Raw genomic sequence first — 17627 nt, 5'->3', positions numbered from 1 at the left:
AATATAATTTCCGTGCTTGCATGCTCATGATGTTCCCCTAATTATCTTTAATCAAAAAAGGTAAATATTGAAAAGATCAATTGTTATGTTATAACATTTTCTTTTTTGGGGCTCTACAATTTGTTGTTTAAAGAATTGATCTCACAACCAGTAGTCTCCTATTGAGAGAGAGTAAACGTTGATTTCTTCACAAGCGCTGTCTGACTTGACTCTACATGGGGTGGGACTGTGTCAATATGTCCGTGAACTAGAGCGAAATCGTAACGATTACTAGGTCTCATAGCCCTAGAAAATCAACGTTATTAAAACCTTTACCTGACCTTTTTAACGCTTGGGAGGAAGATATATGAGCATTGATGTAGTTGAGAACCCGCTTCGTGTCCAAACAACATCATCGTTGGCGATATCGACATCAGCGAACATACTTAGCGACATCTACAAACCAGAGCACAATATTGCCATATGGCAGCGAACGCTCTCGAAAGAGTTGACGAAGGACATTAATCTGATGCTGGCACAGGAGCCTAGATTGGCACTGGTACAAAGTGTCACGCCAGATGATGCTGCACAATGGGTACGAAGCAAGTTAGAGGGCTATGCGTGTGCTGATGCGCTGAGTGAAGATGTTGCTTTAATCGTCGATATGTTCTGCTGTTTGTTTGAGGTTAAAGAAGCAGGTTTGAGGCTAACTCGCCTAGACAGCCCGATGTGCCCGAAATTTCACTTTGATCGTGTGCCTTGCAGACTTGTCATAACTTATACCGGCCGAGCGACCGAATGGTTAACCAACGATACCATTGATCGCACTAAACTCGGTGCCGGTAGTCTTGGTCAACCTGATCACCTATCGGGATTATACGACTCTGAAAGTGCAATACGACGAATGCAGCCTGGCGATGTTGCCCTGCTCAAAGGAAGTGGTTGGGAAGGCAATGAAGCCACTGGACTTATACATCGCTCTCCACATGTTGCAGACAATGAACGTCGCTTACTACTCACATTGGATTTCATCTAGAGATATGAGAAAGCTCAAAACGGTAGATGACGTCATGAAGCAGGTAGAGAAAATCTGCCTGCTGCGAGGTAAACAACTCACTACTAAACGGAAATTGATACTGACTTCACTGCTATATGCGGAGAAGCCGCTTTCTGCCTACGAACTAGTTGACTACTGCAATCACAACTTTTCTCAAAACATTCAAGCGATGTCGGTTTATCGAATACTCGATTTCCTTGAAGCAGAGCACTTTGTCCATAAGCTCAATACATCTAGTAAATACGTCGTTTGTTCTCAAATCGCGTGCGATCAGGAGCATGGCGTTCCACAGTTTTTGATTTGCTCTCAGTGTGGAAAGGTTAGTGAAATAGCGGTTGAAGCCAATGTTATTTCTAGCGTATGTGCGAAAGCCATACAAGAAGGCTTCACCGTTCTTAGCCCACAATTTGAGATTTCCTGTGTTTGCGATGAATGCGCAAAGCGCCCCCTATGAGGCGGACACACGATCTCCCCTTATAGCTTCACAAGGTGACCGAGTATTGGCCACCTTTTCAAATTATCTAAAAGAATGAATTATGTCAGCAACATTGATTAAAAACGCTCGGGTGGTCAACGAAAGAGCCATTACCGAAACAGATTTACGTATTGTTGATCTAAGAATTGACAAGATTGCTACTAATATATCCGTACAACACGGAGATATTGTAATTGATGCTAAAGGGGCTTATTTACTGCCAGGCATGATTGACGATCAAGTGCATTTCCGAGAACCTGGGCTGACACATAAAGGCACAATTGCAAGCGAGTCGCGGGCAGCGGTAGCCGGCGGTATTACAAGCTACATGGAAATGCCCAATGTTAGTCCGGCTACAACGACTATTGACTCGTTAGAGCGCAAGTTCGCTCTCGCTAAAGAAAGCTCGTTTGCGAATTATTCTTTCTACCTCGGTGCAACCGAAGACAATCTTGAACAGATTAAACAACTTAACCCCAAACAACATTGTGGTGTGAAAGTATTTATGGGGGCATCAACAGGAAATTTGTTAGTCGAAGATCCGCAAGCGTTGGAGTCAATTTTTCGTGACTCTCCAGTACTCATTGTTACTCATTGTGAAAGTGGGACTGTTATTAAACAAAACCAGCAAAAGCAAAGGCTTAAGAAGCCAGGTTTCACTATCGAAGACCATCCCATTTTGCGTGACGAAGAGGCCTGTTACGCTTCATCTTCTTATGCGGTAGAACTTGCCAAAAAGTATCACAGCCAACTGCATGTGCTGCACATCACAACGGCGAAGGAGCTAGCACTTTTTGACGAGGGAGACATTCGAGATAAATCAATCACCGCGGAGGCTTGTGTTCACCATCTTTGGTTCAGCAACAAAGATTATGGCGCTCTTGGTAATTTGATCAAATGTAATCCTTCAATCAAGTTTCCTAGTGACCGCGATGCGTTGTTAAAAGCGTTAAATACGGGGCAAATAGATATCATTGCAACAGATCACGCTCCTCACACTTGGCAAGAAAAACAAGTGCCTTACGAGCAGGCTCCAGCCGGACTGCCGTTAGTTCAGCATGCGTTACTTACTCTCTTCGAGCATGTCCGTTTAGGTCATATGAGTTTGACTCAAGTAGTCGAAAAAACTGCGCACAACCCGGCCATTCGCTATGGCATTCAAGGCCGAGGTTTTATTCGTGAAGGTTACTACGCCGATTTGGTGTTGGTTGATGCTCATACCCCAACACGAGTTAGCAACGAAAACAGTTTATATCACTGTGGTTGGTCGCCTTTTGCTGGACATGAATTTTCAGCTCAAATTCAAAAGACTTGGGTTAATGGCGCGCTAGTTTATGCCAATAACAAAGTCATCGATAAACCAGCTGGAGCGATGCGTTTATCCTTCAATCGTTAAGTCGCTGACCGCAAAGAAAGAGCCATAAACAAACTGGAAGCATTATGTTAAGAAGAAACCCAACGGGCCATATGCCACAGGTGTCCTCAACAGCCTTTATCGATCCAACCGCTATTATCTGTGGCAAAGTCATTATTGAGGATAACGTTTTTATTGGACCCTATGCTGTTATTCGAGCTGACGAAGTTAATAACCATGGAGACATGGAAGCTATCGTCATCAAACGTGACACCAATATCCAAGATGGTGTCGTAATTCACTCTAAGGCAGGGGCTGCGGTGACCATTGGTGAGCGCTCATCCATTGCTCATCGTTCGATTATTCATGGTCCTTGCCAGGTTTGTGATGATGTTTTCATTGGCTTCAACTCCGTCGTGTTCAATAGCGTCATCGGTGAGAGGTGTGTTATTCGTCATAACTGTGTCGTCGATGGCCTCGATTTACCCGCTTATTTCCATGTACCACCGATGACCAATATTGGTGTCGGTTTTGATTTAGAGAGTATCTCTAAAGTGCCGCCAGAATATTCAGCTTTTTCCGAATCCGTCGTTTCTGCCAACCATGAACTAGTCCAAGGCTACCGGAGAATTGCCAATGAACTTTAATAAGCCACTGATTTCGCGAGTGCCGACTAACATCATCACTGGCTTTCTCGGGGTGGGGAAAACATCGGCAATAATGCACTTATTGACCCATAAACCGAGTCATGAACGTTGGGCTGTATTGGTCAATGAATTTGGCGAAGTTGGTATTGATGGCAGCTTGTTACAAGGCCAAAAAAAACAACAAGACCAAGTGTTTATTCGAGAGGTCTCCGGGGGATGTATGTGCTGTGCAGCAGGTCTTCCGATGCAAATCGCCTTAAATCAATTATTGTCTGAAGCAAGGCCAGATCGATTGTTGATTGAGCCTACAGGCCTTGGTCATCCTAAAGAAGTACTGCAAGTGCTATCGACCGAGTATTATCGTCAAATTCTCGCTTTGCAAAAAAACATTACTTTAGTCGATGCACGTAAACTATCGGATCCTAAGTACACTGAGCATGAAACGTTTAACCAGCAAATCACTATCGCAGATACAGTGGTAGGTAATAAGCGCGATCTCTATCAAGATGAAGATGAGCAAAAGCTGACGGCTTATATAGCAAAGCTCGGTCTGCGGGAAACAAAAGTGATTTTCGCTGAACATGGCGCTATCCCTTTTCATGAATGTGAGGGAGCGACTCGTATTGACGTGCAAAAAACGCCCTCTGTTCTTTATCGTGAAAGAGAGAAAAAGTCACTTGTTCCTGAGTTGCCTATGCCTGAGAGCGGCATTCTAAAAGCAACCAATCAGGGGGAAGGTTTCTACAGTATCGGTTGGCGTATATCCGCTGAAAACGTGTTCGATCATCAAAAGCTGAGATTATTGCTGCTCGACCTCAAGGTCGAACGAATGAAAGCGGTTTTTATCACGGGAAGCGGTATTTTTGGTTACAATCTAACATCAGATGGACTCACAGAATTTGAACTAGACGAGTGTTCAGAAAGCCGCCTAGAACTGATCTCTTCCGGTCTAGATGACCAATTTGAAGATAGATTATTTCGATGTTTGGAGAAGGCATCATGATAGAAAAGAGAAAACTCTCCTTTTAACCATAATGTCTTACCTCCTTAAAATTCTAGTGGGGTTTCTTTTAAAGCTGAGCTTAGGGCACTTATGCTGCCGTATTAGGGTGGGGTTAGTACCCGTATTTTCTGCCTATGCGGTTCAGGCACAGTTTTATTCATGGGGTGAGGTATCCACGTTACACGTGGCCTAATTACTTGCTTTAAGTTACACGGAAGAAACACGTCTTTTTTTAGCGAGGGCCATTGCTATATTTGCGGTACTGTAGGCGCTCTCATTGATAAAGTGCGGGTAAATTTCCCCTTTGCCATTCCAATGGATATCATAACCAGCGAAAGTCGCTAATAAAGGTGCTCCTGGTTTGACCGCCTCAAAATCTCTGCCACAAATAGTAGGGTGTACTAGTGCTTGCCGCATACCCTCTTGATCAAGTGGAACCCTGATTTCTTCGGTGTAAAAAAACGCCTCATAATCGCTCAGTAAGCCTATTTGGTTGAGGTTGTGCTTTTCAACATAGTCCAATACTGCGGTAAGCATCTGTTTCATCAACTCCAACGTACTGTACTCTAGCGCACCATGTGCTTGCGCCCCGACCTCAATCATTATTCCATATTGCCCAGCAGTACAAAGGTAAGGTTGCTCTTGCCATTCTTTTCGCTCTTCGAAAAGGACATGTGCTGATGGCATTCGTTGTTTGACGTACGCGCCCAGTTTCCGATAAAACACATCGTTAGAAAGCAAAATCAACGTCGCTCCCATATTGCTTGTTGTATTGTGCAGGTCAACAATCAACAGTTTTTCTTGGTTTGCATATTTCTCGATAAATTGATGTGCAATCTTGCTTTCATGCAAATCAGGACAATGATTGCTATTCATTGCTGAGAACTCGCGATTTAAGTCTGTATCGATGTATCGGACGTTGTGTTTTACTGCTTCGGAGTTTGCGATGATCGAGCAGGCTGAAAAGGTTGATCTATTGACAGAGTAACGTTTTTCTTTGATTAGTTTATGTAAATAAATACTAGAAAGTTCGTTTCCGTGTGTTCCTGCAACGATAAGTGCTGAATTGAATGTGTTCATTATTGAGCCTTCTCAAAGAGAATGGGTTGAATGACTGGTCTTCTCTTAGCCAATCCAGTGAACTGAATAAACGTTTACTAAACTGAGTAAAAATAATCCTAGATATGTTATAACATAACAATCGTTGTTATTGATACTTAGTTTCTCATGAGTCAGTTTAAATTTATTGCTTTAATCGTTGCTGTGTTTTGTTTTTCGGTCGCTTTGCTTCTACCTACAGAGGATGAGCCAAATCAAGATAGTCACAGCACTCAACTGAATCAAAGCAGTGATTCGTCACCACCTCCATCATCAAAGATAGTGGTTCCCTCAGATAGCAGTTTGACTCCGTTGCCTAAACCTAAACCTAAACCTAAACAAATACACTACATAGTTAAAGTGGGAGATACGCTCAGTGGTATCTTCGCTCAATTGGGTCTCCCTTACGGTATTTTGCAGCAAATTCTCTCAGTTGATCTTGATCACCTCCAGCTAGATATGATTAAGCCCGGAGAAGAGCTTGAATTAGTGATGGATGACATGGGGCAATTGAGTCGACTAATTTATCATATGAGCCTTGTAGAGAAGGCTATCTACACTAGAGAAAACGATGGCTCCTTCTCTTACGAATTTCAGGAAATTTCAGGGGAATGGCGTGAAACCTTATTTTCGGGAGAAATCAAAGGGAGTTTTTCAGTCTCGGCACATCGAGTTGGATTGACATCAGGCCACGTCGCAAATATTACGCAGGTGATGAAAGATAAGATTGATTTTGCGCGATCTCTTAGAGCCGGTGACCGTTTCGATATATTAGTGAAACAGCAATATTTAGGTGAACACAAAACTGGCAATAGTGAGATTAAGGCTATTTCTTTTAACTTAGCGAAGGGCGAAGTCGCTGCATTTCTAGCCGAGGATGGACGGTTCTATGATAGAGCTGGTAACAGTTTGGAGCGAGCGTTTAACCGTTATCCTGTCGATAGGGCATACCGCCGAATCACCTCTGGGTTTAACCCTAAGCGTAAACACCCAGTGACGGGAAGAGTCACCCCGCATAACGGAACGGATTTCGCGACACCAATCGGTGCGCCAGTTTATTCTACTGGGGATGGAAAAGTAATTGCGGTCCGCAAGCACCCTTATGCCGGTAATTATTTAGTGATTGAACATAACAGTGTGTACAAAACTCGTTACCTACACTTGAATAAAATCTTGGTTAAAAAAGGTCAAGTTATAAAGCGTGGGCAAAAAATAGCCCTCTCTGGGAATACTGGTCGTTCAACCGGACCACATTTACATTTTGAAGTTTTAGTTCGTAATCGTCCGGTTGATGCAATGAAAGCCGACTTACCTATCGCGAAGTCGCTTCCTAACATCCAGAAACCTTCATTTTTGGCGCGAGTATCAGAGTTTGATTATCTAGTAGAAACGAAAAACTGAGTCCCGACAATTTGTTAGGGCTCAGTTATGCTATTTTGTGTTGTGAGGTTGGAGCAATAGGTGAGTCTCAATATGTGTTCCTAGAAGAATAATGACTGCGATTTTTTCTTTTACGTGCGTCCACATCCGCAACATCGGACGCTTTGCAACAACCTCCGCCTTTGATCGGCCTACGTGAAAATATCACACCAATTGCGAGCATCGCAATACAACTTAGGAAAATAAGAACGGTAAGAACTAAAGTCATAACACCACCTCCTATAAATCGCTGTATTGTCATCTTTCTCCAATTTTATAAACAAAGCAATGGTCGTTTTGTAACCACTTATTATTTTTATCAATAGTCAGACCTTTGCTGGTGATGAAACGTGATGAGAAACGAAGGAGAGTTCTGAGAAATCAGCCCCTGTGATCTTTACCGATTCTTAAGTTTTGCGTCTAAGACAGCAATTGGATTCCTTCTATAACTCACTAAGTTGTTATGTTATAACATGCGTTCATCCAGAGTTTGTAGGTCAAAAGTATGCCATCAATTCCAGTCACCATTTTGCATGGGTTTCTCGGGTCCGGGAAAACCACGTTTTTACGCAACATTCTTCAACAAGCCGATTCTTCTGGTATTGATCTGTCCGTTATTGTTAATGACATGAGTGAGTTAGACGTCGATGGCGTGCTTATCTTAAATACCGATGCGGTGAGTGAAGAGCAGGGCAACTTTGTTACGATCAGTGGAGACAGCATCAGCAGCCTGAGTGGTGTAAAGCAGCTCGATAAAGCCCTTAAAAAGCTCTGCGCAGAAAAATCGCCAGAATGGGTTGTGATTGAAACGTCGGGCAGTAGTCATCCTTTACCTTTGGTCGAGTACTTCAAAAGTAACGCACAATTCGCACTCAAAGACGTAATTACGTTGGTGGATGCGACTTGGTTGCGAGATGACTATCGACAAGGTTCTGCCTTAATCCCTAAGTGGCAGGAGAACGTGCAGCAGGGTGTTCGCGGCGTTGAAAACTTGTTGGTAGAGCAAATCATGTTCTCAAACCGTATCATGCTCACCAAGACGGACAAAGTGGACGACAATACCGTTCGCAACATCGCGCAGGCGATTCACCCGCTTAACGTTTACACCGAGATAATCAAAACGTCGTGGGGAAACTTGGATATCCGCATGTTGAAAGGTGAGCAAGACTACAATTTCTTCCTTGTTGAGCAGTTAATCGCAGAACTTCGTGAGACGGTGAATGAGCCGTTGAATCTCTCTGATAAAGACGAACAAAGCCTTGTCGCGAAAGTGATCAAAGATGATCGACCTTTTCATCCTGCGCGTTTGTGGAATACCTGCCACCAGTATTTAACTAAAGGTGTGTTCCGCAGTAAAGGGTTCTTTTGGTTTCCAACTCGAGACGATGTTTCACTGCTTTGGAGCCAAGCGAATGGCAATGTGGGGCTTGAAATTACAGGCTTTTGGCGCGCTTCGGTAATCAATGACGAATCGCAAAACTTCACTGAGGAACATCGTCAAATCCTGCAAGATAAGATAGACAGTGTTGAAAGCCGCTTTGGTGATCGTCGTTGTCGCTTAACGGTGATTGGGCAGGAAAACGAAGTCGATGCGTTTATTGATGCGCTGGAAAACTGCTTTTTAACGGAAGGGGAATTGGAGCAATGGCAACAAGGGGCAACATTTGAAGATCCTTGGCCAAAGAAAATAGCTAAGTTGAGCCAGAAGAAGACGGTTTGAATGCGCTGGTGAGGATTCCCTCGCTGCATGCTTGAATCTCAGCTTGTTCCAAGACGGACTTGCTGCGTTGGTTCTATATAACAAAATTGGCTCAGTGTAACTAAAAAGCCTCCCGAATGGTGGGAGGCTTTTTTGAATCTCAGTCGTTTACTGTTCCCATTCAGGGAAAGGGTCTTCCAGAGATAACCAATAGTCGAGCCCTTGCTCCATCTCATCTTCTGTTAACAAGCATTCGTTAAGACGAGCAATCAATTTCTGTTGCTCTAATCCCTGACCAATAAACACCAATTCTTGTCGCATATCGCCGTATGGTTCTTGCCAAATGTCGTTTATAGCATCTAGGTAATCTTGATCCGTCGGCCACTCCTCCTTCGGAATCGCTTTCCAAAACATACCCGCAACACCATAACGTGCGATGCCTCCCGCTTGGCTCCATTGACCGACAAACTCAGGTCTGGTCGCTAGCCAAAAGTAACCCTTGGAACGAATCAGTTTGCCGTAATCTTTCGCATTGTGGAGGAAGTCATAAAACTTCTCTGGATGGAAAGGGCGTCTCGCATGATAAGCAAAGCTAGAAATGCCGTATTCTTCGGTTTCAGGTATGTGTTCGCCTCGCATTTCCTTCAACCAACCTGGGGCTTGTTGTGCCTTTTCAAAACTGAAGCTTTGTGTGTCGAGTACCGCATCAAGGTCTACTTCACCATTTGAGATCGGAAGGATGGTGGCGGATGTATTGAGAGTTCTAAGAATCGCAAGAAGCCTTTCGATTTCTGATTTCTCAGCGAGGTCGGTTTTACTTATCAAGATAACGTCAGCGAACTCGACTTGATCAACGAGCAAGTCGGCGACGCTGCGTTCATCGTCTTCACCTAAGGATTCGGCGGTCTCTGTTAAGAACTTAGCTTCATCGTAATCACGCAGAAAGTTAATCGCATCAACCACCGTAACCATGGTGTCTAAACGTGCAACGTCTGAAAGTGATAGCCCGTTTTCATCAGCAAACGTAAAAGTCTCTGCAACGGGAAGTGGCTCGGCGATGCCAGTGGACTCGATAACTAAGTAATCGAATCTGCCTTCTTGCGCGAGTTTAGTGACTTCTTCAAGCAGATCTTCACGCAGGGTACAACAGATGCAACCGTTACTCATTTCAACCAACTTTTCTTCACTGTGGTTGAGAGAAACTTCATTCTGAACGGTCGCTGCATCGATGTTGACTTCGCTCATGTCGTTGACGATGACCGCGACTTTTCTGCCTTGTCTATTGTTAAGAATATGACTTAAAACGGTTGTTTTTCCTGCGCCTAGAAAGCCGGACAAAACCGTAACAGGGAGTTTCTGGGTGTTCATGCTCATGCTCTTTATAGTGTAATGTTATAATATAACAATTAATATAGTCGGTGATCTTAACTCTGGCATCAAGCAGTTTGTGACTGTGTCGAGTACTGCACCTTGTTGGTGCATTCATTCGTCGTTAAGTTATACAGATTCAGATGTACGGAATTTAGAGAGCGAACTCTTATCTCGGTGTGGAGGTTCTATGAACGAAGAGAAAAAGCATGTCATGACAGAAGAAGAAATTCTTGCAGCGCCCGAGGCGGATTATATGAATGAAGCTCAGCTCGCATTTTTTGAAAACCGATTATTTGAGCGTTATGAATCGACGTTAGCGCATATTGAACGCGCGAAAGAAGAGATGATTGCGCCAATGGAATTCAGTGACGAAAGCGATAGGGCGTCCAGTGAGGAGCAATCTGCAATCGCATTAAGAATCATAGATAGAGAGCAAAAGTTGTTACCTAAGATTCAACAATCGTTGGCTCGCTTGCGCACAGGGGAGTATGGCTATTGTTTAGAGTCCGGAGAACCTATCGGCATTCCAAGGTTATTGGCACGACCTACTGCTGAATATAGTGCAGAAGTAAAAGCTCAAATGGAGTCAAAAGAGCACTGGTATAAACACTAAAGCCTCACTATCTTATGACGTCGATATTCTTCTCGTTCACTTGTTTTTTTGATGTTCTCTGAGAAGTCTAAAGCGATGGCGACTACCGTTAGGTATGGTAGTCATTACCTTTGAGATATTAATAGTTATCGATAGGATAGAAGTAAGTTCTGTATTGTAAATAACGCACCATTTTTGTTTTTCTGAATGAGCTCTCGCTATGTTAGCGTCAAACATTTTCTCTGCTACTTCAAGCTGATCTTCTATCCTTAAAGCTAAATTGGTACTGGAGAAAGTAGCATGATTGACTTTGTGGCAACTTTTATCTTTTTCTTTGCTGTCATCGATCCCATAGGTACTGTGCCCGTTTTTATCGCAGCCACAAAAAGCTATGAAGAAGTGGCAAAGCGTAAGGTCGCTCTTTTTGCGACTCTATTCTCAGCTGCTATCCTACTGTTTTTTGTTGTTGCTGGTGAAATCATACTTACAGCAATGCGTATTCCCTTGTCTGCGTTTCAAATCTCGGGCGGTATCGTATTGTTCTTGTTTGCTTTGACTATGATATTTGGTGAGAGTAAACCAGCAGAAGAAATCAGAACGCTCAATAGTCATCATGATACAGCAGTTTTTCCTCTAGCCATTCCATCAATTGCTAGCCCTGGCGCAATATTAGCCGCCGTTTTACTCACAGAGAACGTGCGGTTTAATATTTGGGAGCAAGTCCAGACAGTGGCTATGATGCTGCTGGTACTATTGGTTGTTTATATCTTGCTATTAATGGCCAGCGGCATACACAGGATTATTGGGAATACAGGAGCTAGTGCTGTAAGTCGGATCATGGGGTTGATATTAGCCGCTGTGGCCACGACCAACACTCTGAATGGGATTGAAAGTTACTTTGACCTTTAAGGCTTTTTCGCAAACTGAGCTGAAGGTATGCGTTAAGAGCTAATTTTACGGCGAGATGACCGACCACCTGACAATCACTTTTCTGGCGGTTACTTTTAGCCGGATGTAATCCTTCAGGCTATTCGTGACGACCTTGTTTAAGAGGATCACGGAAAAGTTGAAATTAAAATACATAGATGTTGAGGGTATAAATCAGATGGGGAACTGGAGCAACACTTGCCCCATTGAGCTGTGCCAATACTCAAAGATTAGCTGCTAGAAAATAATATCGATAATTTCTCCGCCTAGGCACTACTCTATAATCTTGTAGTCTCGCAGTATATAGAGCCTAGCATGGAGGAATTTATTAGCTTCCAACGTGCCAAGACAAGACTTTTTCATGCCTTGAGAGTATCTGAAAATTCGGGAGGCTGAGAAGTTTATTCAGTATGGCTCTTATTGGGCAGTTTATGGATCAGCCAGTAACCAAGACTCATACTAAGAACTACAGCCGCAATTCCAATCAGGTACATTGGAGACAAGGTTTCAAAGTCTATAATAATGACCTTTCGGGAGATTGCCATCAGCGCGGTGGCCATGACGATTTTTACATGAATAACATTTTCTCTCAGGTAAATAGTTATATTGATGAAAATTTCAATAGCAATTAAAACGGCCATAAAAGCACCAAAAGTGGCTAGCATATCTGAAATCGTCAGAATGAGTTTAGGTGGCGTGATAAGTTTTTGATATATCGTCCATGCAACATCTATCACACCCATGACGATTACAAACAACATAACTATCGACAATACTCTTACAGACCAATGAATCACTATCTGTAATTTTTTTGTTAACTTATCATTTTTATCGACTTCCATGGCCCTGTTTCCTTCGCTTGTTTATGTTCACTTAACCTTCATATGTTGAAGCTAGACAATTGAATACATGTCGTTTAAAGCATAGTTGCTGTGGTGAGAGATAGAAGCGTCCGAGGGAAGGAAGTTATGAAACTTAGGAGTGGGCACAATGTTGGACACATAATGTAATCTCTGGTGTCATGCGTTATTACCTCATTACCTCATTACCTCATTACCTCATTTCTGATCGTGACGAGTCGACTGGTGAGGTGGTGATTCATCACCTTCACGGCAAACTGAATGAGCGGATACCACAACGTATTGATACTGGGCAAATCGATGCGCTTGTTGCTGGTTCCTCCGTGCGTTGTTAATAGAAATACAAGCGAATAAGGAGTGGGTAATCGCTCAAAAGTCGGGTGGAAAAGCGGTAAAACGGCGAAAATTATTGGAACTAAGTCAAGGCCCTTTTTTTAAATGAAAAGGCTTATTGATCTGAACACACCACTTCTCCATATAAGTATATCCACAAATACAAACCTCAAATTGGCGATAAAGAGCTTTAATATTGATAAATATATAAACAACTTGGGTGCTGAAGAAATTTCAGTATACTGCGCTTAGGTTACACTGGAGAAAAAATCGCCGTATTCCCTGCGGGGTCCTTTGATAAGAAATAGAAATCGCGTTTGAATATGCAACCAAACGATTTTGCCGCTTGCAGTTTATTCGGTATACAAATAATAAACCTTTGACTAATCCGAAGGTCGGTCAAATGAGAGAAAGTCATGTTTTTTAATAAGTCGCTTCAACAAGAAAATCAACGATTAAAGCAGGAGTTGCAAATCCTGCAGCAAATCCAAACCAGTTTAGATGAAGAGATGATCCGCTTAACATTGGATAGTAAAGGCATCATTACTTCTGCAAATACTAAGCTACAGCAAGAACTTTTCTTAAATGATGATGAGATCTTAACGAAATCAATTAATGAATTGGTACCGTCAAATTCGCGCAATACAGATCACTTTCATCGAATGAAGAAAGCCGTCCAAGATAAAGTGTTCTGGAATGGGGCATTGCAAGTACAGAAAGGTAATGGTGAGGAAGCCTGGTTAAGAACGATTATCCAGCCTGTTTTAAATGAGCACAGAGAAGTAGAAAGCTTTTTTGTTTTTGCTTCTGAACTTACGCGAACGATCAAATCATCTCGTGAGCAAGAGGACATGCTAAATGCATTAAGTCGTTCTATGGCGGTGATTGAGTTCACATTAGATGGCCATGTTTTAAAAGCCAACGATAATTTCCTAAACACAATGGGTTATACGCTTGATCAGATTCTAGGGAAGCATCATCGCATGTTTTGTGATCAGGAAGAGTCGAGCTCTCAAGCTTACCGTGAGTTTTGGCAACGTTTAGCAAAAGGGCAATTTTCATCAGAGCGATTCAAACGAGTTAACCGTTATGGTGAAGAGGTGTGGTTAGAGGCTTCATATAACCCAATCCATAACGACAGAGGAGAGCTCTATAAGGTCGTTAAGTTCGCGACAGATATTACCCAGCAGGTGATGCAGGAACAGAAAATGGCCCAGGCTGCGCAATTGGCGAATGAAATCTCGCAAGAAACTGGAACACAAACCCTGCAAGGGCAAGAGGTTATAGGCTCAACGTTAGAAAAGATGCAGATACTTTCCGAGCAAATGCAGCAAGCGAACACCGCGATTGACGAGCTTAAAGCGCACTCATCGCGTATTAGCGAGTTGGTAAATAGCATCAGTGGTATCGCTGACCAAACTAACTTATTGGCGTTAAATGCGGCGATAGAAGCGGCTCGTGCGGGTGAGCATGGTAGAGGTTTTGCCGTTGTTGCTGATGAAGTCAGACAGCTTGCTACAAGAACCAATGCAACCACCGATGAAATTGTCACAATGGTCAGTGAAAACCTACAGCGAACAGATAACGCAGTTAAGCTGATCGCTAAATGCCAAAAAGAAGCACTAGATACGCTAGAGCTCTCTGAAAAAGCAGGCAATGTGATGAATGAAATACAAGATGGCGCTAGCCGTGTTGTAGAGGCCGTGGAGCAATTTAACCGCTCGTTGTAGTTAATCAATAAGTTTTCATTGCAGAGGCGATTGGTAAAAAGCAATTCGCCTTATTCAACCTGTATTGAGGAGCGCTTAAGTCGCAATACTACTCCTGCCGCAGTCAAGTTAAGCGTTTTGAAGGGGAGGTAGTTCGACACCCGGTACAGGTTTTAGCCAGTTTGCTTGCTGTATAGAATGCCAAAGTAATTTAGTATGCGAAAAGGCTTGCCTTAAGACTTTGCCTGCATTTAATGTATCTAGCAGCAGAACTTCAATCTGCGTGACAACAATACAGGAGAGGATCGGGCTTTCACTTTTTCGCTCGACACAAACCCCTTTCAAATTTACACAATAGCGCAGTAAAACTCTCTTGCTGCGCTATTGTGTGTTCCATATTTTGTGAGTACTTATGTTTAACTCAGAACGCAAAGCGACGGTTATTCTGGTTGCGACGACGATGATCGCGGCACTTGGCTGGATATTCTCTAAGGAAACAATACAGGGTTTACCACCTTTTGGCTTTATTGGGGCGCGATTTACTATCGCTTCGCTCTGCTTACTGCCTCTATGTTACCGACCTTTGCTGAAAGCAAACTTAAAAGATGTGCTTTCTGCTGGTGGTGTCGGGCTCCTGTTAGGCAGTGCCGTTATGACATGGATTTACGCCATTTCTATCAGTGATACTCTCGGGGAAGGCGCATTTATCATGAGCCTTTCCATGCTGTTTGTGCCGATTGTTGCATGGGTTATGTTTCGTCAACGACCACAACGAATTTTCTGGCTTTCTTTGCCTATCGCTGTATTAGGTCTTGCTTGTCTTTCTTTAGTTGGTGGCTGGAAACAATCGGCCAGTCAATTGTGGTTTCTTGGTGCAGCACTGGTTTTGGCGCTTCATTTTAATGTGAACAGCAAATACTCTCAAAAACTACCTGTGCTGCTGCTTACTTGCGTGCAACTTTTTTCAGCAGGTTGTTTAGGTTTGTTGGTTTCATTTTTTATGGAATCTTTCCCGGTAGAGGTGGACTCCTCTATTTGGTGGTGGTTTGCGTTGAGTACCTTATTAGCGACGAGCTTGCGTTACGTAATGCAAACCATGGGGCAAAAATTTGTTCAGGCAGGTAACGCTGCTCTAATTATGATATTAGAACCAGTTTGGACGGTTATTCTGAGCGTGCTGTGGTATGGCGAAGTACTAACGGCAAATAAACTAGTAGGTTGTGTGCTTATCTTATTTTCTCTAATTATTTATCGTACTGGCGGGCGGTTTCGCTTCCCTACCCGAAAGTAGAGCAAATTAACTTGGGTTGGGAGAATTTGAGGTGCCGGATGGCCTTCTACGAAAGTGATAATACGCGGTTACGCAATGCTAATGACGCTTTTGATGTAGGCTGCCGACCCAGCTCTTCGCTGATCATCCAGCCAGCTTTAGCTAGTAGCTCTAAGTCGATCCCCGTCTCTATTCCTAACCCTTGGCATAAATACAGTACATCCTCCGTTGCGACATTCCCTGATGCTCCATGAGCGTATGGGCATCCACCCAGCCCAGCTACACTACTGTCGATGGTATTGATGCCCATACTTAATGCTTGATGAATATTGGCGAGCGCTTGTCCCCATGTATCGTGGAAATGGACAGCAAGTTGGGGGAGAGGTGTAACCAACATGACGGCTTCTAGCATAGCAGCGATACGGTTTGGCGTGCCTGTACCGATTGTGTCGCCTAGAGACACCTCATAACACCCTAAATCGATGAGTGATTTGACCACGCTCGCCACTTGTTTAGGGGCTGTCGGGCCATCGTAAGGGCAGTCGGCAACGCAGGATAGATAGCCACGAACAGGGATGCCGTGTTTGGTGGCTAATCGCATTACAGGTTCGAAGCGAGTTAGGCTTTCTGCAATCGAGCAATTGATATTGTGTTGGCAGAATCCTTCTGAGGATGAAGTGAAAATTGCGACCTGATTGGCGTCAGCCTCCAACGCTTGTTCTAAGCCTTTTAGGTTTGGAGTCAGGGCAGAGTAGGTAACATGATTTCGCCGTGTTATTGCTTTCATGACCTCTGTTGAGTCCGCCATTTGTGGCACCCATTTGGGTGAGACAAAAGAGCCCACCTCAATATGCGTTAACCCAGTATCAGAGAGTAAGTTGATCAGCCGGATTTTAGTCTGGGTCGCAACAGGAGATTCATTTTGCAACCCATCTCTAGGACCTACTTCGACAATCTTTACTTTGGAAGGCAGCATTACTTGTCCTGTGACTTGGTGACCCAACTTGGGCTACGTTTTTCAAGAAACGCTTGCAGCCCATCTTGACCTTGGGGTGATACTCTAATGTCCGCAATGAGCTTGCTAGTATAGTGAATCAGTTGTTGATCGATGGGGTTTTGATGACATTGATGGCAGAGCGTTTTCGCTTTACGCATCGCATCTGGGCTATTAAGTAGCAACGTCTTGATTACGCTATCGACCGCATTTTCAAGCTGTTTGGCTTCTTTCACTTCGTGCACAATACCAAACCGTTCGGCATCTTCGGCTGAAATGACTTCACCACTTAAGATATAGCGTCTAGCTTGTCTATTCCCCATCGCGCGCATGACGTAAGGCGCAATGGTCGCTGGAACTAAACCAAGCTTAACTTCACTTAAGCAAAAGTTGGCACTTTGGCTTGCGATGGCGATATCACTACAACAAATCAACCCTAAAGCACCACCATAAGCGGAACCTTGAACAACTGCGATGGTGGGTTGAGGGAACGAATCTAATGTTTCCATGAGTCTTGCCAAGTTTTGGGCATCAATGAAGTTATCTTGCCTCGTGCTGTCGGCCATCGACTGCATCCAATTCAAATCGGCCCCGGATGAAAAATGCTTACCGTTACTTCTTAATACCAAGCACCGCACATCCGTTCGTAAAGCGAGATAATCTAGGCGGTGGATCAGCAAGTCGATCGTACAAGCGTCAAAAGCATTGTGTTTGGCTGCTCTGTTTAGGGTAATGGTCGCTACGCCATTATCATCGACATGCCAAAGAACATCATCTTGCCTTTGGGCGTTGGGAATAATGCTTGGTTGCATTTCCTGCATACTTACTTCCTTAATTCAT

The 17627-nt window shown here is 43.6% G+C and carries 18 protein-coding genes and 1 pseudogene; 13 read left to right on the top strand and 6 right to left on the bottom strand.

What is annotated here, in order from left to right:
• Positions 1-346: 346 nt before the first annotated feature.
• The 5 genes from R7044_RS15615 (at position 347) to R7044_RS15595 (ending at position 4515) form a co-directional block, all read left to right on the top strand.
• Entirely contained in the window at positions 347-1015 is a 669-nt protein-coding gene (locus R7044_RS15615) for a DUF1826 domain-containing protein (RefSeq protein ID WP_025767648.1), read from the top strand.
• A 4-nt stretch (positions 1016-1019) separates the two neighbouring features.
• Positions 1020-1490 (top strand): Fur family transcriptional regulator, encoded by a 471-nt coding sequence (locus tag R7044_RS15610; RefSeq protein WP_025767649.1) that lies wholly within the window; start codon positions 1020-1022, stop codon positions 1488-1490.
• 82 nt (positions 1491-1572) lie between these two features.
• A complete protein-coding gene (locus tag R7044_RS15605) occupies positions 1573-2907 on the top strand; it encodes a dihydroorotase (protein ID WP_086047311.1) in 1335 nt (444 codons plus the stop codon).
• A gap of 44 nt (positions 2908-2951) precedes the next feature.
• On the top strand, positions 2952-3512 hold the full coding sequence (locus tag R7044_RS15600) for a carbonate dehydratase (RefSeq protein WP_017821071.1): 561 nt from the start codon (positions 2952-2954) through the stop codon (positions 3510-3512).
• Positions 3502-4515, top strand: a complete 1014-nt coding sequence (locus R7044_RS15595; RefSeq protein WP_205391118.1) for a CobW family GTP-binding protein — start codon at positions 3502-3504, stop codon at positions 4513-4515. The genes R7044_RS15600 and R7044_RS15595 overlap by 11 nt, the downstream gene beginning before the upstream one ends.
• Before the next feature lie 207 nt (positions 4516-4722).
• Here R7044_RS15595 and R7044_RS15590 read toward each other — a convergent pair whose 3' ends face one another.
• Entirely contained in the window at positions 4723-5595 is an 873-nt protein-coding gene (locus tag R7044_RS15590; RefSeq protein WP_054574360.1) for an aspartoacylase, read from the bottom strand.
• 147 nt (positions 5596-5742) lie between these two features.
• Here R7044_RS15590 and R7044_RS15585 point away from each other — a divergent pair, with 147 nt between their 5' ends.
• On the top strand, positions 5743-7014 hold the full coding sequence (locus R7044_RS15585; protein WP_205391119.1) for a peptidoglycan DD-metalloendopeptidase family protein: 1272 nt from the start codon (positions 5743-5745) through the stop codon (positions 7012-7014).
• A gap of 67 nt (positions 7015-7081) precedes the next feature.
• Here the strand turns inward: R7044_RS15585 and R7044_RS15580 are convergent, their stop codons facing one another.
• Positions 7082-7261, bottom strand: a complete 180-nt coding sequence (locus R7044_RS15580) for a hypothetical protein (RefSeq protein ID WP_225455671.1) — start codon at positions 7259-7261, stop codon at positions 7082-7084.
• 276 nt (positions 7262-7537) lie between these two features.
• On the opposite strand from R7044_RS15580, the gene R7044_RS15575 reads away from it, so the two are divergent.
• On the top strand, positions 7538-8752 hold the full coding sequence (locus tag R7044_RS15575) for a CobW family GTP-binding protein (protein WP_205391120.1): 1215 nt from the start codon (positions 7538-7540) through the stop codon (positions 8750-8752).
• Positions 8753-8899: 147 nt separating this feature from the next.
• On the opposite strand, the gene zigA is transcribed toward R7044_RS15575, so the two are convergent.
• On the bottom strand, positions 8900-10099 hold the full coding sequence (zigA, locus tag R7044_RS15570) for a zinc metallochaperone GTPase ZigA (RefSeq protein WP_047100912.1): 1200 nt from the start codon (positions 10097-10099) through the stop codon (positions 8900-8902).
• A gap of 190 nt (positions 10100-10289) precedes the next feature.
• Here zigA and R7044_RS15565 point away from each other — a divergent pair, with 190 nt between their 5' ends.
• Positions 10290-10715: a TraR/DksA C4-type zinc finger protein gene (locus R7044_RS15565; protein ID WP_205391121.1), complete on the top strand. Its 426-nt coding sequence runs from the start codon at positions 10290-10292 to the stop codon at positions 10713-10715.
• A 279-nt stretch (positions 10716-10994) separates the two neighbouring features.
• On the top strand, positions 10995-11603 hold the full coding sequence (locus R7044_RS15560) for a MarC family protein (RefSeq protein ID WP_017635732.1): 609 nt from the start codon (positions 10995-10997) through the stop codon (positions 11601-11603).
• Positions 11604-12022: 419 nt separating this feature from the next.
• On the opposite strand, the gene R7044_RS15555 is transcribed toward R7044_RS15560, so the two are convergent.
• Positions 12023-12463 carry a phosphate-starvation-inducible PsiE family protein gene (locus tag R7044_RS15555; RefSeq protein WP_005375731.1) on the bottom strand — a complete coding sequence of 147 codons (441 nt, stop codon included), beginning with the start codon at positions 12461-12463 and terminating at the stop codon, positions 12023-12025.
• A gap of 179 nt (positions 12464-12642) precedes the next feature.
• Between R7044_RS15555 and R7044_RS15550 the strand changes: the two genes are divergently transcribed.
• The 4 genes and pseudogenes from R7044_RS15550 to R7044_RS15540 all read left to right on the top strand — a co-directional run bounded on the left by R7044_RS15550 (position 12643) and on the right by R7044_RS15540 (position 15814).
• Positions 12643-12816 (top strand): hypothetical protein, encoded by a 174-nt coding sequence (locus R7044_RS15550; RefSeq protein ID WP_181881321.1) that lies wholly within the window; start codon positions 12643-12645, stop codon positions 12814-12816.
• A 414-nt stretch (positions 12817-13230) separates the two neighbouring features.
• Positions 13231-14010, top strand: a pseudogene (locus tag R7044_RS28620) (PAS domain-containing protein); the annotation flags it as partial.
• Complete coding sequence (locus R7044_RS28615) at positions 14008-14544, top strand: methyl-accepting chemotaxis protein (protein WP_372036153.1); 537 nt, start codon at positions 14008-14010, stop codon at positions 14542-14544. The pseudogene R7044_RS28620 and the gene R7044_RS28615, both read left to right, overlap by 3 nt.
• 391 nt (positions 14545-14935) lie before the next feature.
• Positions 14936-15814, top strand: coding sequence for a DMT family transporter (locus R7044_RS15540; protein WP_017634269.1), 879 nt, complete (start codon positions 14936-14938; stop codon positions 15812-15814).
• 46 nt (positions 15815-15860) lie between these two features.
• Here the strand turns inward: R7044_RS15540 and R7044_RS15535 are convergent, their stop codons facing one another.
• The gene (locus tag R7044_RS15535; protein WP_225455670.1) at positions 15861-16769 is read right to left on the bottom strand and encodes a hydroxymethylglutaryl-CoA lyase; all 909 of its coding nucleotides are present in this window, start codon (positions 16767-16769) and stop codon (positions 15861-15863) included.
• A complete protein-coding gene (locus R7044_RS15530) occupies positions 16769-17608 on the bottom strand; it encodes an enoyl-CoA hydratase-related protein (protein ID WP_086047314.1) in 840 nt (279 codons plus the stop codon). The genes R7044_RS15535 and R7044_RS15530 overlap by 1 nt, the downstream gene beginning before the upstream one ends.
• Positions 17609-17627: the final 19 nt, after the last annotated feature.

The organism is Vibrio sp. 1402 (assembly GCF_033340275.1).
The sequence above is the reverse complement of the archived record's forward strand: the minus strand, read 5'-3'. Positions and strand labels throughout refer to the sequence as shown.

Coding starts and splice junctions, on each gene's coding strand:
- R7044_RS15540 (WP_017634269.1), top strand. CDS start 14,936: ATGTTTAACTCAGAACGCAAAGCGACGGTTATTCTGGTTGCGACGACG.
- zigA (WP_047100912.1), bottom strand. CDS start 10,099: ATGAACACCCAGAAACTCCCTGTTACGGTTTTGTCCGGCTTTCTAGGC.
- R7044_RS15580 (WP_225455671.1), bottom strand. CDS start 7,261: ATGACTTTAGTTCTTACCGTTCTTATTTTCCTAAGTTGTATTGCGATG.
- R7044_RS15575 (WP_205391120.1), top strand. CDS start 7,538: ATGCCATCAATTCCAGTCACCATTTTGCATGGGTTTCTCGGGTCCGGG.
- R7044_RS15555 (WP_005375731.1), bottom strand. CDS start 12,463: ATGGAAGTCGATAAAAATGATAAGTTAACAAAAAAATTACAGATAGTG.
- R7044_RS15590 (WP_054574360.1), bottom strand. CDS start 5,595: ATGAACACATTCAATTCAGCACTTATCGTTGCAGGAACACACGGAAAC.
- R7044_RS15550 (WP_181881321.1), top strand. CDS start 12,643: ATGCGTTATTACCTCATTACCTCATTACCTCATTACCTCATTTCTGAT.
- R7044_RS15600 (WP_017821071.1), top strand. CDS start 2,952: ATGTTAAGAAGAAACCCAACGGGCCATATGCCACAGGTGTCCTCAACA.
- R7044_RS15605 (WP_086047311.1), top strand. CDS start 1,573: ATGTCAGCAACATTGATTAAAAACGCTCGGGTGGTCAACGAAAGAGCC.
- R7044_RS15585 (WP_205391119.1), top strand. CDS start 5,743: ATGAGTCAGTTTAAATTTATTGCTTTAATCGTTGCTGTGTTTTGTTTT.
- R7044_RS15530 (WP_086047314.1), bottom strand. CDS start 17,608: ATGCAGGAAATGCAACCAAGCATTATTCCCAACGCCCAAAGGCAAGAT.
- R7044_RS28615 (WP_372036153.1), top strand. CDS start 14,008: ATGCAGGAACAGAAAATGGCCCAGGCTGCGCAATTGGCGAATGAAATC.
- R7044_RS15615 (WP_025767648.1), top strand. CDS start 347: ATGAGCATTGATGTAGTTGAGAACCCGCTTCGTGTCCAAACAACATCA.
- R7044_RS15535 (WP_225455670.1), bottom strand. CDS start 16,769: ATGCTGCCTTCCAAAGTAAAGATTGTCGAAGTAGGTCCTAGAGATGGG.
- R7044_RS15610 (WP_025767649.1), top strand. CDS start 1,020: ATGAGAAAGCTCAAAACGGTAGATGACGTCATGAAGCAGGTAGAGAAA.
- R7044_RS15595 (WP_205391118.1), top strand. CDS start 3,502: ATGAACTTTAATAAGCCACTGATTTCGCGAGTGCCGACTAACATCATC.
- R7044_RS15565 (WP_205391121.1), top strand. CDS start 10,290: ATGAACGAAGAGAAAAAGCATGTCATGACAGAAGAAGAAATTCTTGCA.
- R7044_RS15560 (WP_017635732.1), top strand. CDS start 10,995: ATGATTGACTTTGTGGCAACTTTTATCTTTTTCTTTGCTGTCATCGAT.